At 72.4% G+C, this 13804-nt stretch carries 17 protein-coding genes; 6 read left to right on the top strand and 11 right to left on the bottom strand.

What is annotated here, in order from left to right:
• Positions 1–43: 43 nt before the first annotated feature.
• The 4 genes from AB0H12_RS36075 to AB0H12_RS36090 form a co-directional block, all read right to left on the bottom strand.
• Complete coding sequence (locus AB0H12_RS36075) at positions 44–850, bottom strand: aminoglycoside phosphotransferase family protein (RefSeq protein WP_499628957.1); 807 nt, start codon at positions 848–850, stop codon at positions 44–46.
• A gap of 97 nt (positions 851–947) precedes the next feature.
• On the bottom strand, positions 948–1994 hold the full coding sequence (locus AB0H12_RS36080) for a WXG100-like domain-containing protein (RefSeq protein ID WP_499628959.1): 1047 nt from the start codon (positions 1992–1994) through the stop codon (positions 948–950).
• Between the two features lie 15 nt (positions 1995–2009).
• Positions 2010–2309 carry a hypothetical protein gene (locus tag AB0H12_RS36085; RefSeq protein ID WP_499628961.1) on the bottom strand — a complete coding sequence of 100 codons (300 nt, stop codon included), beginning with the start codon at positions 2307–2309 and terminating at the stop codon, positions 2010–2012.
• Complete coding sequence (locus AB0H12_RS36090; RefSeq protein ID WP_499628963.1) at positions 2306–2659, bottom strand: YbaB/EbfC family nucleoid-associated protein; 354 nt, start codon at positions 2657–2659, stop codon at positions 2306–2308. Before AB0H12_RS36090 ends, AB0H12_RS36085 begins: the two co-directional genes overlap by 4 nt.
• Positions 2660–2814: 155 nt before the next feature.
• Between AB0H12_RS36090 and AB0H12_RS36095 the strand changes: the two genes are divergently transcribed.
• Positions 2815–3873 carry a PLP-dependent cysteine synthase family protein gene (locus AB0H12_RS36095; protein ID WP_499628965.1) on the top strand — a complete coding sequence of 353 codons (1059 nt, stop codon included), beginning with the start codon at positions 2815–2817 and terminating at the stop codon, positions 3871–3873.
• A 4-nt stretch (positions 3874–3877) separates the two neighbouring features.
• On the opposite strand, the gene AB0H12_RS36100 is transcribed toward AB0H12_RS36095, so the two are convergent.
• The gene (locus tag AB0H12_RS36100) at positions 3878–4276 is read right to left on the bottom strand and encodes a hypothetical protein (RefSeq protein WP_499628967.1); all 399 of its coding nucleotides are present in this window, start codon (positions 4274–4276) and stop codon (positions 3878–3880) included.
• Positions 4277–4398: 122 nt separating this feature from the next.
• Between AB0H12_RS36100 and AB0H12_RS36105 the strand changes: the two genes are divergently transcribed.
• Complete coding sequence (locus AB0H12_RS36105; protein ID WP_499629094.1) at positions 4399–4695, top strand: ArsR/SmtB family transcription factor; 297 nt, start codon at positions 4399–4401, stop codon at positions 4693–4695.
• Entirely contained in the window at positions 4692–5156 is a 465-nt protein-coding gene (locus tag AB0H12_RS36110; protein ID WP_499628968.1) for an SRPBCC family protein, read from the top strand. The genes AB0H12_RS36105 and AB0H12_RS36110 overlap by 4 nt, the downstream gene beginning before the upstream one ends.
• On the opposite strand, the gene AB0H12_RS36115 is transcribed toward AB0H12_RS36110, so the two are convergent.
• The 5 genes from AB0H12_RS36115 to AB0H12_RS36135 form a co-directional block, all read right to left on the bottom strand.
• The gene (locus AB0H12_RS36115; RefSeq protein WP_499628970.1) at positions 5130–6374 is read right to left on the bottom strand and encodes an RNA polymerase sigma factor; all 1245 of its coding nucleotides are present in this window, start codon (positions 6372–6374) and stop codon (positions 5130–5132) included. The two genes, AB0H12_RS36110 and AB0H12_RS36115, sit on opposite strands and share 27 nt — an antisense overlap.
• A 51-nt stretch (positions 6375–6425) precedes the next feature.
• A complete protein-coding gene (locus AB0H12_RS36120; protein WP_499628972.1) occupies positions 6426–6857 on the bottom strand; it encodes a YciI family protein in 432 nt (143 codons plus the stop codon).
• A 132-nt stretch (positions 6858–6989) separates the two neighbouring features.
• Complete coding sequence (locus AB0H12_RS36125; protein WP_499628974.1) at positions 6990–7829, bottom strand: SDR family oxidoreductase; 840 nt, start codon at positions 7827–7829, stop codon at positions 6990–6992.
• Between the two features lie 89 nt (positions 7830–7918).
• The gene (locus tag AB0H12_RS36130; RefSeq protein ID WP_499628975.1) at positions 7919–8356 is read right to left on the bottom strand and encodes a DoxX family protein; all 438 of its coding nucleotides are present in this window, start codon (positions 8354–8356) and stop codon (positions 7919–7921) included.
• A 26-nt stretch (positions 8357–8382) separates the two neighbouring features.
• Complete coding sequence (locus AB0H12_RS36135) at positions 8383–9132, bottom strand: MSMEG_6728 family protein (RefSeq protein WP_499628977.1); 750 nt, start codon at positions 9130–9132, stop codon at positions 8383–8385.
• An 85-nt stretch (positions 9133–9217) separates the two neighbouring features.
• On the opposite strand from AB0H12_RS36135, the gene AB0H12_RS36140 reads away from it, so the two are divergent.
• Complete coding sequence (locus tag AB0H12_RS36140) at positions 9218–9874, top strand: TetR family transcriptional regulator (protein WP_499628979.1); 657 nt, start codon at positions 9218–9220, stop codon at positions 9872–9874.
• A gap of 11 nt (positions 9875–9885) precedes the next feature.
• Positions 9886–10518 (top strand): ThuA domain-containing protein, encoded by a 633-nt coding sequence (locus tag AB0H12_RS36145; protein ID WP_499628980.1) that lies wholly within the window; start codon positions 9886–9888, stop codon positions 10516–10518.
• 143 nt (positions 10519–10661) lie between these two features.
• Here AB0H12_RS36145 and AB0H12_RS36150 read toward each other — a convergent pair whose 3' ends face one another.
• Positions 10662–11933: an ROK family transcriptional regulator gene (locus AB0H12_RS36150; protein WP_499628982.1), complete on the bottom strand. Its 1272-nt coding sequence runs from the start codon at positions 11931–11933 to the stop codon at positions 10662–10664.
• A gap of 156 nt (positions 11934–12089) precedes the next feature.
• On the opposite strand from AB0H12_RS36150, the gene AB0H12_RS36155 reads away from it, so the two are divergent.
• Positions 12090–13778: an ABC transporter substrate-binding protein gene (locus AB0H12_RS36155; protein WP_499628983.1), complete on the top strand. Its 1689-nt coding sequence runs from the start codon at positions 12090–12092 to the stop codon at positions 13776–13778.
• Positions 13779–13804: the final 26 nt, after the last annotated feature.

Genomic DNA, 13804 nt, shown 5'->3' on the forward strand with positions numbered 1-13804 from the left:
GGTCACCCCCACGGCCATCCTGGCAAACGCCGACCGCTCCCGGTCAGCGCCTCCCCGGCGTCTCCGGCAGCCGGGCGAGGACGCCGTCCAGCCCTTCGCGGGTGATCACGGGGTCGTCGCGGTCGAGGCCGAACGTCACGTGGTGCCAAGGGCCGAGCCGGTGCCACGTGAGCGCGCGTGCCCGCTGGTCCTCGGTCACGCCGTACGCGTCGGCGACGGCCGCGGCGAAGGACGGCGCGGTGTCGTGCAGGGCCCACGCGAGGTCGAGCGCGGGGTCGCCGAGGTGGACGTCGCCGAAGTCGATCACGCCGGTCAGCACGCCGTCGGCGGTCAGCACGTGGTCGGGGCCGAGGTCGCCGTGGACGAGCGTGCCGCCGGCCAGCCGCCGTGCCGCCGCGAGCAGCTCGTAGGCGGTTTCGCGGCGCTCCGCGGGCAGCAGCGGCACCACGTCGGCCTCGAACCGCGGCACGGTGTCGCCGGGTGGCCGGGTCGGCACGCCGAGGCGGCTCGCCTCGTCGGCGGGGCAGTCGTGCAGCGCGCGCAGGAACAGCCCGAGCTCCCGTCCGTGACCGCGCCCGGGGTTGGTGAGGGGTTCGCCGGGCACGAGCACGTGCCGCACGACGAGCGGTTCGTCGGACACCACTCCGGGCACCGGCACGGGCAGCGGCAGGCGAGGCGCGAGCCACGGCATCAACCGGGTCTCCCGGCGCAACTGCGCCGCCACCTCCGGCCGCCGAGGGCGCCGCTCGACCCACCGGCCGTCCACCAACCGCGCGAGGCTGTCCCAGCCGCCGTCGAAGTCGCCGTGGCTCACGGCGCGGGCACGCCCGACCGCGTCTCCTGAGGGCACCTGCGCACCATCGCCTCCTCCCAGCCGGTTCGGGCCGAACGGTACCGGCGGGACCTGCGTGCGACCGAGCCGATTTCCCGTCGCGCCGGCGGTGCGGTCAGCCGTCACCGCGCGACCGGGCCCGCTCCTCCAGCAGGTCCGGCCGTCGGTCCGCGTCGAGCGCTCCACCCGCCGCCGACGCGTTCAGCACCGGGTTGTAGGACCCCAGCAGCGGGTCGGTGCCGCTGACCGCCTCGCCGGTCGGTCGCCAGTACTTGTTGAAGTCGTCGACGATGGTGGACGTCGGTTGGCCGCCGACGTACTCGGCCACGTCGACGCCGAGGTGGGCGAGCAGGACCGGGGTGCCGAGCGGGGAAGCCAGTCCCACCACGTCGAGCAGGAACGTCTCCGGCGGCACGTCCGCCCCGCCCAGGTAGGCGAGCGTGTGGCCCATCAGGGCGCCCCAGCCCAGCGCGGTCGACACGGCTTCGAGCCCCGCTTTCGGGATGACGCCCGCCGGACCGGCCAGCAGGGCGGCGTCGCTCGCGACGCTGAGGCCGGTGCTCGCGTCGCCGCTGACGTCGGCCAGCGCGCTGATCGTGTTCGCGTTGTCCTGGACGAGGTGCAGGGCGTGCTCGCCGAGCCCTCGTGCCGCGGCCAACTGCTCGATGATCTGCCGGTGGTCGATCGGCCCCGGCGCCGTGATCCGCGCGGCGGAGGCGGTGATCTCCGCGGCGATGGCGGACGCCAGGTCGGCGACGATCTGGTCCTGGATGCGGCGTCCGATGACCGGGGGCAGCGCGGCGGCCATGCCGAAGCTGACGAGGTTGAGGTGGATGGCGTCGCGGATGTGGTTCTTGACCCCCTCGACCTCCAGCGCGAACCGCCCGGCCCGTCCGGCGAGCTCGTTCATGTCCTGCTCGACCGCGCCGAGCGCGGCGAACACCTCGCCCAGCTTGCCCAGCAACGCCTGACCCGCCGGGTCCGGCCAAGCGCCGGCGAGCCCGCTCACGTTGGTCGACCTGAGCGCGTGGACGGCCGCTGCGGCGTCCCGCCAGCCGAAGAACAGGTCGACCGCCGCGGTCTCGTCGGTCTCCGGCCAGCCGGTGATCGCCTTGACCGCCGGCCACAGGCCCAGGGCGCTGGTCGGTTCCCCGATGGGCATGCCGAGTCCTCCCGATCAGCGCGGGAAACCCGCGGCGGCACGCTGGTCTGCGGCCACGTAGTCGGCCACACCGTCCTGACCCGCCTTGACGACCGCGGGCACGGCGGCCAACGCGCGGTCGGCGCCCTGCTTCACGGGTTCCGGCACGTAGACCGAGCGGAACGCGTCGGCCAGCGGACCGGCGCCGATGCCCGCCTCACCCGCGTCGATCGTGGCGCGGTGGCCGCGCCAGGCGTCGGTGGCGAGCTTGCCCTCGACGTCGATCCCGTTCAGCTCGAAGCGGGCGGCCTCGGGCGAGAGCTCGACGCCGCTCATCGGGCACCCCGTTCGGCGCGGTCGAGGGAGGTCAGGAAGGGGTCGAAGTCGAGGTCGGCCGTCTTCGGGGTGGCGTCGGCCGGCAGGAACCGGCGCACCAGCGTGAAGACCTCGGCCTGGGCACGCGCCACCGCGCGGTGGATGGTGGCGGTGATGGTCGTCGCCAGGGCGGCGGAGTCGGCGGTCCGGTAGATCCGCGGGTCCAGGCCCAGCTCGATCACCTCGCCGCGACCGCCGACGACGGCGCTGACGAGGCCGTCGTCGGACTCGGCGGTCGCGCGGACCTCGGCCAGCGCGCGCTGGATCGTCTTGACCTCGTCGGCGAGGCGTTCGTGGTCGACCGGGTTCACTGGACCCTCGTTCCCGTGCGGCTGCTGGGGCGTTCGAGCGAAGTGTGGGGCAGGTCCCGGACCTGTCGGGGTGCGCTGACAGGTTCCGGCCACCCGTGCGACCGGTGATGGTCACCGCCGTGGTCGTCCGCAGCCTCCTCGGTAGCATCGAAGCCGTGACGGAGTGGGCCCGGGCCGCGATCGCGTCGCTGGAGGCCTCCCGTGCGGACGAGGAGCCGACGCCGTTGCGGCGCTTCCCGTTGCCCGGGGACGGTTCGGTCGAGCTGTTCGTCAAGGACGAGTCGCTGCGCCCCACCGGCAGCCTGAAGCACGGTTCCGCGCGCGCCCTGCTGCTGGACGCGCTGCGGCGCGGCCTGGTCGCCGAGGGCACGCCGCTGGTCGGGGCCACCAGCGGCAACCTGGCCGTGGCCACGGCGTACTTCGCGCGGATGCTCGGCCTGCCGTTCACCACCGTGGTGCCGAGGCGGACCGGCAGGGCCAAGCTCGACCGCATCGAGGCGCACGGCGGGCGTTGGCTGCCGTGCGACCCGCCGTTGGCGGTCTACGAACGGGCCGCACGGTTGGCCGAGGAGACCGGCGGCCACCACCTCGACCACCTGGCCGCCCTGGGCGGTGCGGTGGACCGCGACGACGGGTGGAACCTGGCCGCCGAGGTGCTGCGCGACCTGGACCGGCTCGGCCGTCCCGCGCCCGCGTGGGTCGTGACGGGCGTGGGCACGGGTGCGACGTCGCGCGCGATCGGCCGCCACCTGCGCCGGCACGGCCACCCGACCAGGCTGGCCGTGGTGGACCCGGAGAACTCCGCGTACTTCCCCGGCTGGACCACCGACTGCGCCGACTACGCGACCGGCCTGCCGTCGAGGATCGAGGGGATCGGGCGGCCGCGGGTCGAGCCGCCGTTCGACGGCGAGGTGGTGGACCTGGTGATCCCGGTGCGGGACGCGGTCAGCGTGGCCGCGACGCGCCACCTCCGCGCGGTGACCGGGTTGGTCGCGGGTCCGTCGGCGGGCGCGTGCCTGTTCGGCGCGTTCCACCTGGTGGCGGGGATGCGGGCGCGCGGTGAGAGCGGCGCGGTGGTGATGGTGCTGGGTGATTCCGGCCTGCCGTACGCCGACACGTACTACGACGACGGCTGGGTGGCCGCCCGGGGCTGGGACCTGACCGGGCCGACGGCCGCGCTGACCCGGTTCACCGAGGACGGCACGTGGCCGTGACCGGTCAGGGCGTGGCCCGGCGGTAGTGCCGCCGAACCCGCGCCAACCGGGCCTCGGCCCGCTCCTGCTGGTCCATGCCGGCCTGGACGCGCTCCCGCAGGCGGTCCGCGACGACCTCGCCCAGCGGCGCGTCGGGGTGCTTGCGGAACCACGCGGGTCGACGGTCGCGCGCGACCTGCTCGGCGCGGTCGGCCGACGCCTCGTCGGCCCGCCCGAGCGCCGCGCGCAGCGCCTGGTCGGCGTGGTGCCGGTCGGCGCGGTGGGCGAGCCGCTTGCTGCGGGGGGTGTTCCTGCGGGAGCTCTTGTCGTTCTCGCCGTAGGTGTTGCGGCGGTCCTTGGCGTAGCTCAGCCGCTTCTTCTCCTGCGGGCCTTTCCGCACCACCGCCACCCCTCCGTCGATCACGTCCGCCGGACGGTACCGGGGCGGCACGCCGGTGGCCGAGCGGTTCTTCCCGGGCGCACGGTCGTCCGACGGGCGCTTCGAGGGCGGCGCCGCGAGCGGTTGACATCGGCGGCTGGGCGCACATACTCCACGCGCTCGCCGATCCGAGCAGGCGGTCCATGGTCGAGCGGTTGACCCTGGGCTCCGCGTCGGTCAGCGAGCTGGCGAAGCCGTTGGAGATGTCCCTCCCCGCGGTGGTCCAGCACCTGCAGGTGCTGGAGGCCGGCGGCCTGGTGCGGACCGAGAAGGTCGGGCGGGTGCGGACCTGCCACGTCGTGCCGTCCGCGTTGCGCCAGGCCGAGCAGTGGATCACCGAGCGCCGCACGACCTGGGAGAGCCGGCTCGACCGGCTCGACGACTACCTGAAGGAGCAGTCATGACCGTGGAGCACGCGACGTTCACGCTGGAACGCGACTACGACGCGCCGCCCGCCGCGGTCTTCGCCGCCTGGGCGAGACCCGAGGCGAAGTCGCGCTGGTTCGTCGGCCCGGACGAGTGGGTGGCCAAGACGCTGGAGCAGGACTTCCGCGTGGGCGGCGAGGAGCGCGTCAGCGGCGGGCAGCCGGGCGGCAAGGTCTTCCACTACGCGGCCCGCTACCAGGACACCGTGCCCGACGAGCGGATCGTCACGACCTACGAGATGCACATGGAGGACACGCGCATCTCGGTGTCGGTCGCCACGGTGGAGTTCACGCCCTCGGGCGGCGGCACGCGGCTCGTCTGCACCGAGTCGGGCGCGTTCCTCGACGGCCACGACAAGGTCGAGTACCGCGAGCGCGGCACCACCGAGCTGCTGGACAACCTCGGCAGGGCGCTAGCAGGCGGCGGCGCGGTCCAGTAGCAGCTTGCGCTCCCGCTCGTTGCGGGTCATCCCGGCCGCCCGCTCGAACTCCTCCCGCGCCTCGGCGTTGCGGCCCAGCTTGGCCAGCAGGTCGCCGCGCACGCTCGGCAGCAGGTGGTAGCCCTTGAGCGCGGGCTCGTCGACCAGCTCGTCCACCAGTTCCAACCCGACCGCCGGGCCGAACGCCATCCCGATCGCCACCGCGTGGTTCAGCTCCACGATCGGTGACGGCGCGACCAGCGACAACCGCTCGTAGAGGCCGGCGATGCGGGTCCAGTCGGTGTCCTCCGGCACGCGGGCCCGCGCGTGGCACGCGGCGATCGCCGCCTGCAACGCGTACGGCCCGCCGGCGCCGCCCAGTGACTCGGCCTTCGCCAACGCGTCCAGGCCGCGGCGGATCAGCAGCTGGTCCCAGCGGGCCCGGTTCTGCTCCAGCAGCAGCACGGGCTCGCCGTCGGGGCCGACGCGGGCCTTGGCCCGGGACGCCTGGACCTCCAGCAACGCCACCAGGCCGTGCACCTCGGGCTCGCGCGGCATCAGGCCGGCCAGCACCCGGCCCAGCCGCAACGCGTCCGCGCACAGCGCCGGGCGCATCCAGTCGTCGCCCGCGGTGGCCGAGTAGCCCTCGTTGAAGATCAGGTAGATCACGCCGAGCACGGACGCCAGCCGGGCGTCCCGCTCGTCCTCCGCCGGCACCTCGAACGGGACGCCGGCCTTGGCGAGCGTCTTCTTCGCCCGCACGATCCGCTGCGCCACGGTCGCCTCGGGCACCAGGAACGCGCGGGCGATCTCGTCGGTGGTCAGCCCCCCGAGCATGCGCAGGGTCAGCGCCACCTGAGCCTCGGTGGACAGCACCGGGTGGCACGCGGTGAACACCAGCCGCAGCAGGTCGTCGTCGATCTCACCGACTCCCGCGGCGGCGTCCTGGACGTGGTCGGCCCCGGTGTCCCGCCCGATCTGCTCCAGCTTGCGCTGGTAGTTCCGGTTGCGCCGGATCAGGTCGACGGCCCGGTTCTTCGCCGCGGTCATCAGCCACGCGCCGGGGTTGCGCGGAACGCCGTGCTCCGGCCACTGCTCCAGGGCGCTGACCAGCGCGTCCTGCGCCAGTTCCTCGGCGAGGCCGACGTCGCGCACCATCCGCGCCAACCCCGCGATCAGGCGGGCGGACTCGATCCGCCACACCGCCTCGACCGCTCGACGCGCATCGGTAGCCGTCACGACCTGGAATCAGATCAGCTACCGATGCGCGTCGGCAAGCGGCGTGCCCGGTCAGCCCTGGGCGGCGCGGGCCTCCTGCTCGGCGCGCAGCTCGCGCTCGCGGTCCTTGAGCTCTTGCGAGGCGTTGACGAAGTCGTCCTCGGTGAAGACCTGCCGGATCTCGATCTGGGACTCGTCGCCGGTGGGGTTCGGCACCCGCTTGACCCATTCGACCGCCTCTTCCAGCGACTTGAGCTCCAGCAGCCAGAAACCGGCGATCAGCTCCTTGGTCTCGGCGAACGGGCCGTCGACCACGGTGCGCTTGTCACCGGAGAAGTAGACCCGCGCGCCCTTGGAACTGGGGTGCAGCCCCTCTCCCGCCAGCAGCACGCCCGCCTTGACCAGTTCCTCGTTGAACGCGGCCATCGCGTTCAGCTCCGCCTCGGTGGGCTGGGCGCCGGCCTCGGTGTTCTCGTTCGCCTTCACGATCACCATGAAACGCATTTCGATCTCCCTGTCGGTTCGCCTGGCCGGTCCATCCTGGCCTCTGCAGACGCGACGAACGAGCGGGGGCGTGGATCGACATCAGCGGCCGAGTTTTTCCAAGATTTTTTGCGGGCCGCTGACCAGCGGTTTTCACGTGATGGGTGAGCCGCCGGTCACGCCGATGACCTCGCCGGTGATGTAGCTCGACTCGGGCGAGGCCAGGAAGACGTACAGCGGCGCGAGCTCGGCGGGCTGGCCGGCGCGGCCCATGGGCGACTGCTCGCCGAAGCTCTCCACCTTCTCCGGCGGCATGGTGGCCGGGATGAGCGGCGTCCACACCGGACCGGGCGCGACCGAGTTCACCCGGATCTTCCGGTCCACCAGGTTCTGCGCCAGGCCCTTGGTGAAGTTCACGATCGCCGCCTTGCTGGTGGCGTAGTCGAGGAGCTGGAAAGAGGGCTGGAACCCCTGGATGGACGACGTGGTGATGATCGAGGAGCCCTCGGGCATGTGCGGCACGGCCGCCCGGCACAGCCAGAACATCGCGTACACGTTGGTCTTCATGACGCGGTCGAACTGCTCGGTGGTGATGTCGAACAGGCCGCCGTCCTGCGCCATCTGGTAGGCGGCGTTGCTGACCAGGACGTCGATCCGGCCGAACTCCTCGACCGCGCGCGCCACGACGGCCGTGCAGTGCGATTCCTCCGTCAGGTCGCCGGGGACGGTGACCGCCTTGCGCCCTGCCTCCTCGACGAGCCGCGCGGTGTCGCGGGCGTCCTTCTCCTCGGACGGCAGGTAGGAGATGAGCACGTCGGCGCCCTCGCGCGCGAACGCCAGCGCGACGGCGCGGCCGATGCCGGAGTCGCCGCCGGTGATCACGGCCTTCTTGTCGGTGAGTCGTCCCGTGCCGCGGTAGGTCGCCTCGCCGTGGTCCGGGGTGGGGTGGACGTCGTCGGTCAACCCCGGGTACTTGATCGGGTTCTCGGCCATGTCCCCAGGGTGCCCAAGCCGGTGCGCCCTGAACACGCCCGAGGGCGCGCCTCCGGGTGGAGGCGCGCCCTCAGGGTTCGTGCGGGAGGTCAGCGGCGCAGGGCGCGCTGGACCGTGAAGGCGCCCGGGCCGAGGACGGCCAGCAGCAGGAACACCCAGCTGTAGACGGCGGCCAACTCGCCCATGTTGTGCATCGGCAGCAGGGCCTCCGGCTGGTGGACGGTGAAGTAGGCGTAGGCCATCACGCCGGACAGCACGAACGCCGCCGGGCGCGCGGCCAGCCCGACCAGCACCAGGACGGCGCCGACCAGTTCGATCACGCTGCCGTACCAGCCCGGCCACGAGCCGAACGGGACGGCGGCGCCCTGGCCGTCGACGCCACCGAGGAACCCGAGGCCCTGCAGGCCGTGCAGGCCGAACAGGAACGACACGACGACGCGGAAGGCGGCGAGCACCAGGTCGTTGGGCCTCGTGGCGGCGGTGGTGGTCTGGGCGGCGGCACGGCGGGTGTCGGTCGTGGTGGTCATCTCGGGCTCCCCATCTCGTGGTCTTGTCAACGTGACGAACGAGGACCCCTCCGGATCGACACGTCCGCCGAACTTTTTTCCGAGAAGTCGAGACGGAGGGTGAAACGGCTGGTCGGGGCCGGTAGGCGTTGGCCGCGGCGGAAGAAGCGGACCCGGCGCGGGTCGGTCGCCTCGGCGCGCACGGCCGCCAGGTCGGCCTCGCCGGGCAGGCGGGCGACCGACGGGCCGGGCCGGTGGTCGAGCGGCGGTGGCGGCGGCTGGTCCTCGTCGGGCAGGGCGGGGCGGTCGACGCGGCACGCGATCAGGCCGGGTGTGTCGGGGACGTCCAGCGGGAACACCGGCGCGGGCCAGACGTAGTCGAGGTCGTCCGGGACGTCGGGGAATAGCGGGCGGTAGTGGTCGGGGTCCTTGCGCAGGAGCGCGGACCGGTGGCTGCGGTGCAGGTCGTCGTCGCCGAGCCAGGGCGGGAGCAGCCCCTCGGCCAGGCACCACGACCACGTCGGCTCCCGGCCGCCGGTGTAGTCGAGGAACCCGGCGCGCAGGCCGTCGCGGTGGCCGCGCCGTCGCCACTCGTCGCACACGGCCACGCCGTAGGCGACCAGCGCGGGCGTGAAGCCGCGCCACATCAGCACCGCCGGGTGCCGCTTCCAGCCGTACTCGGGCCAGACCAGGGCGCGCAGGATCTGGGCGGTCTCCACGCGCTGCTTGCCGAGCCGCCGCGAGTCGAGCACGGCGGCGCTGCGGGCGAAGGTCGCGCACGGCAGGAACGTCTGCACACCGGCCGGCTACCCCGCGTGCGGCCGGTCAAGCGCGTCGGCCGACCGGACCGGCAAAAGACCGGTGGGCTGTTAGCCTGCGGCGGTGGAGTTCAAGCGCGCCCGGCGGCCCGAGCACGTGGAGCAGCGCCGGCGCACGATCCTCGACACGGCGTGCGCGATGCTGCGGGAGCGGTCCGTCGCCGACATCAGCCTGCGCGAGCTGAGCGACCGGGTCGGGCTCGCGAAGTCGAACGTGCTGCGGTACTTCGACAGCCGGGAGGCGATCTTCCTCGAGGTGCTCGACCAGGAGTGGGGCGCCTGGCTGGACGAGGTCGAGGCGGCGGTGGCGCCCGCCGTCGGGGCGGAGGAGGTGGCGACGGCGGTCGCGACGTCGTTGCTGCGCCGCCGGTTGTTGTGCGAGTTGGTCAGCGGCATGGCCGGGGTGCTGGAGCGCAACATCTCGGTGGACTTCGCGCGCGTGTTCAAGCGGCGGGCGCACGCGCACACGACCCGGTTGGCGGAGATCGTGCGGGCCAGGGTGCCGGTGCTGGACGAGGCGGCGGCGCGGCACTTCGCCCGCGCGGTGCTGGTCATGACGGCCGGCCTGTGGCCGCACGCGAACCCGACGGACGCGGTGGCGCAGGTGATGCGGGAGCTGGGCGGGCCGCCGGCGGGCGAGCTGGTGCGGGAGGGCCTGACGGAGGGCCTGGTGAACCAGCTGGTCGGCCTGGTGGCCCGGTCCTCACCCCGGAGGCCTTAGGGTTCGACGTCGTGAAGGCACTGGTGGTTCGCGGTGGCTGGGACGGGCACTCGCCGGTGGAGGCGACCGACTCGTTCCTGCCGTTCCTGCGCGCGTCGGGGTTCGCGGTGGACGTGTCGGACTCGCTGGAGGTCTACGACGACCGCCTCGGCCGGTACGACCTGATCGTCCAGTGCTGGAGCGACGGCGTGCTGACCGACGAGCGGTTCACGTGCCTGGAAGCGGCGGTGCGGGGTGGGACGGGGCTGGCCGGGTGGCACGGCGGCCTGGTGGACGCGTTCCGCCACTCCCGCGGCTACCTGCAATTGGTCGGAGGCCAGTTCGTCGCGCACCCGGGTGATGTCGTGGACCACCGGGTGGAGATCACCTCCACCCACCCGATCGTGGCGGGTCTGGAGGGGTTCGACCTGCGGACCGAGCAGTACTGGGTGCTGACCGACGGCCTCAACGACGTGCACGCGACCACGACCTTCGCCGCCGCCGAGCCGTGGCACGCGCCGCTCACCGTGCCCGCCGTGTGGACCCGCCGCTGGGGCGCCGGCCGCGTCTTCGCCTGCACGATCGGCCACCACCCCGCTGACCTGGACCTGCCACCGGTCCGCACCCTGGTCGAACGGGGCCTCCTCTGGGCCGCCCGCCCCTGACCCCGCGAGAGTCCTACGTCCACGAGCGGTGAATTCAACCCCCAGCCCCCGCGTGTCGAACCTTCAGGCCCCGCGTGTCGAACGCTCAGGTCCCTCGAGTCGAACCTTCAGGACCCGCGAGTTCAACGCCCAGGACCCGCGTGTCACCCGCCCGAGTCGGCCAACGCGGCGGGCTCCGAGTCGGCCAGGTTCTCCGGCAGCCTGAGCCCTTCGTGGAGCGGCACGAGCTCGGATTGCAGCACGAGCGCCGCCCCGCCGATCGCCGACGCCGTGGCGGCCGAACGGGACAGCCTCACGTCGACGCCGTGCGCCGCGCGCGAGAAGAACGTGCGGTCCAGCTCGTCGCGCACCACGGGCAGGTAGACCGACCCGGCGATGGCGAAGCTCGGCCCCGTCAGCACCAGGACCTCCAGGTCCATGACGTTCGCCAACGTCCGCGCCGCCACCGCGATGTACCGCGCCGACCGCTCCAGGATCGCCAACGCCGACGGGTCGCCGCGCCGCGCCGCCCGGCTCACCGCCGCGAAGTCCGACGACACCGACCGCGACCGCCCGGTCAGCCCCGCCGACCCGGCCAGCTCCGCGTCCGCCCGCGCCGCCGCGACCACCGCCGCCGGCCCCGCCAGCACCTCCACGCACCCACGCGCGCCGCACCAGCACTCCGGTCCGTCCGCGTCCACGCAGATGTGGCCGATCTCCCCGGCGTTGCCGCTGCTGCCGCGGTAGGCGATGCCGTTGATGATCAGGCCCGCGCCGATGCCCGTGCCCATGTACAACGCCGCCGAGATCGCCGTCCCGCCGATCGCGCCCGACCAGTGCTCGCCCAGCGCCGCCGCCGTGGCGTCGTTGTCCAGCACCACCGGCAGGCTCGTCTCCCGCTCCAGCTCCTGCGCGAGCGGGAAGTCCTCCCACTTGCGCATCGACGGCGGGGTCAGGCCCATGCCGGTGTCCGAGCTGAGCGGTCCGGGGGAGACGAGGCCGAGGCCGAGCACGCGGTTGTGGTCGACGCCGACGCCGTCGATCAGGCCCTTCACCTCGGCCGCCATCCGCGCCACCACGGTCCGCGGTTCCGCCGCGCCGGCGCCCGCCCTCGAAATGCGGGCCACGACCGAGCCGCCGAGATTGGTCAGCACGTACGTGATGCCCGCGTGGTCCAAGTGGACGCCGACGGCGTAGCGGGAGGAGTGGTTGAGCTGCAGCAGGACCCGCCGCTTGCCCCCGGTCGACTCGGCCCGCCCGGTCTCCACGACCAGGCCCTCGTCGATGAGCTTGCGGACGACCGTCGAGATCGTGGCGCCGGTGAAACCGGTGGCGTTGATCAGGCCGACGCGGCTGATCGTGCCCGCCGCGCGGATCACGTCGAGCACGGCGGACTTGCTGCTCGCGTGTTGCGTCGCCCGCGTCGGTCCGCTCACGTGGTCCCCCGCGTTGGTCTTAGTTCGTTCGTTGGACGAAGAGTAGCAACTTGACCGGTAGATGACGCGGAGGTGTTGACTTCGTTTCTTCGATGACTTAACAATCTGCCTCAACGCGGGACCGCGGCCGGTCTCGGGCCACGAGAGGAATCGACGATGTCCCTGAAGGCAAGGCGCTTCTCACGGGCGCGCATGGCGGCGGCCGGATTGGCCGCGGTCGCCATGCTGGCGACCGCGTGTGGTGGATCGAGCGCGGGCAGTGACGCGAACAAGGACACGCTGATCGTGTACACCGGCCAGTCCGGTGACTGGCAGCTGAACTTCAACCCCTTCTCGCCCACCCAGATCGAGGGCCCCGGCACGATCTTCGAACCGCTGTTCTTCTTCAACAACATCCGCGACGTCGAGCCGCGCCCCCGCCTGGGCAAGAGCTTCGAGTGGAACGCCGACGGCACCCAGCTCGACATCGAGCTGCGCGACGACGCGAAGTGGACCGACGGGCAGAAGTTCACCGCCAAGGACGTCGTCTTCACCCTCGACATGGTCTCCAAGAACCCGACCATGAACAGCACGGGCTACAAGGGCGTGGCGACCGCGGTCGACGACACGCACGTGTCGATCAAGTTCACCGAGCCGTCCTACATGGAGGGCCCGCAGGTCCTCGGCAAGATCTTCATCGTCCCCGAGCACAAGTGGAAGGACATCGCGACCCCGTCGACCGATGTCATCAAGGAGCCCGTCGGCACCGGCCCGTTCATGCTGGACGAGTTCAAGGCCCAGGCGTTCACGCTCAAGTCGAACCCCGGCTACCACTCCGGTGAGCCCGCCCTGAAGAAGGTCCGCTACCTGGCGCTGTCGGGCAACCAGTCCGGCGAGGCCGCGCTGAAGGCCGGCCAGATCGACTGGCAGACCGGCCCCGTCCCGGACATCGCCGACGTCGAGAAGAACTACCCGGGCTACAAGGCCATCACCATCCCGATGAACCAGGTCGCGCTGTTCACGTGCTCCAACGCCGCCCTGGGCTGCCAAGGCCCGCAGACCGACGTGGCCGTGCGCAAGGCGATCTACTACGCCCTCAACCGCACGCAGATCAACTCGCTCGCGTTCGAGAACACCGCCGGCGAGGTGTCACCGGGCGCCGCGCTCCTGGAGCGCGACAAGGACCAGATCTCCTCGAAGCTGAAGGAGAAGACCGCGCCGATGCAGCCGGACGAGGCCAAGGCCACGCAGCTGCTGGAGGCCGCCGGCTACACCAAGGGCGGCGACGGCGTCTACGCCAAGGACGGCAAGCCGCTGGCCCTGACCCTCAAGGTCGTCGCCGGCTGGACCGACTACATCACCGCGGTCGACACGATGTCCCAGCAGCTGCAGAAGGTCGGCATCAAGGTCACCGCGCAGCAGCTGTCCTGGAACGAGTGGTCCGACGCGCGGGGCCGCGGCGAGTTCGAGCTGCTGATCGACTCGCTGCACCAGGGCCCGGCGCCCGACCCGTTCTACAACGCGTCCTACTTCTTCAGCACCGCGACCACGGCCAAGGTCGGCGAGGTGGCGAACCCGAACTTCTCCCGGTTCTCCGACCCCCAGGTCGACGCCGCGCTCACCGGGCTCAAGGGCGTCGACCCGGCCGACGACGCCGCCCGCCAGCCCTACCTGGACACCATCCAGACCAGGATCGAGGAGTCGATCCCGTACATCCCGGTCCTGACCGGCGGCACCACCAGCGAGTACAACGCCAAGAAGTTCACCGGCTGGCCGACCAAGGACGACCTCTACGCGTTCCCGGCGGTCTGGGCGCGCCCCGAGGCGTCCGAGATCTACCTGAAGCTCAAGCCGGCCGGCCAGTGAACGACTGATCGAGGCGAATAGGCGGA

It is taken from the genome of Actinosynnema sp. NPDC023794 (genome assembly GCF_040639675.1).
In the GTDB taxonomy this organism is placed as follows: Bacteria; Actinomycetota; Actinomycetes; order Mycobacteriales; family Pseudonocardiaceae; genus Actinosynnema; species Actinosynnema luteola.

Excerpts from the sequence above, each read along its gene's own strand:
- AB0H12_RS36080 (WP_499628959.1), bottom strand. The coding sequence starts at position 1,994 with ATGCCCATCGGGGAACCGACCAGCGCCCTGGGCCTGTGGCCGGCGGTC.
- AB0H12_RS36085 (WP_499628961.1), bottom strand. The coding sequence starts at position 2,309 with ATGAGCGGCGTCGAGCTCTCGCCCGAGGCCGCCCGCTTCGAGCTGAAC.
- AB0H12_RS36110 (WP_499628968.1), top strand. The coding sequence starts at position 4,692 with ATGACCGTGGAGCACGCGACGTTCACGCTGGAACGCGACTACGACGCG.
- AB0H12_RS36120 (WP_499628972.1), bottom strand. The coding sequence starts at position 6,857 with ATGCGTTTCATGGTGATCGTGAAGGCGAACGAGAACACCGAGGCCGGC.
- AB0H12_RS36125 (WP_499628974.1), bottom strand. The coding sequence starts at position 7,829 with ATGGCCGAGAACCCGATCAAGTACCCGGGGTTGACCGACGACGTCCAC.
- AB0H12_RS36130 (WP_499628975.1), bottom strand. The coding sequence starts at position 8,356 with ATGACCACCACGACCGACACCCGCCGTGCCGCCGCCCAGACCACCACC.
- AB0H12_RS36155 (WP_499628983.1), top strand. The coding sequence starts at position 12,090 with ATGTCCCTGAAGGCAAGGCGCTTCTCACGGGCGCGCATGGCGGCGGCC.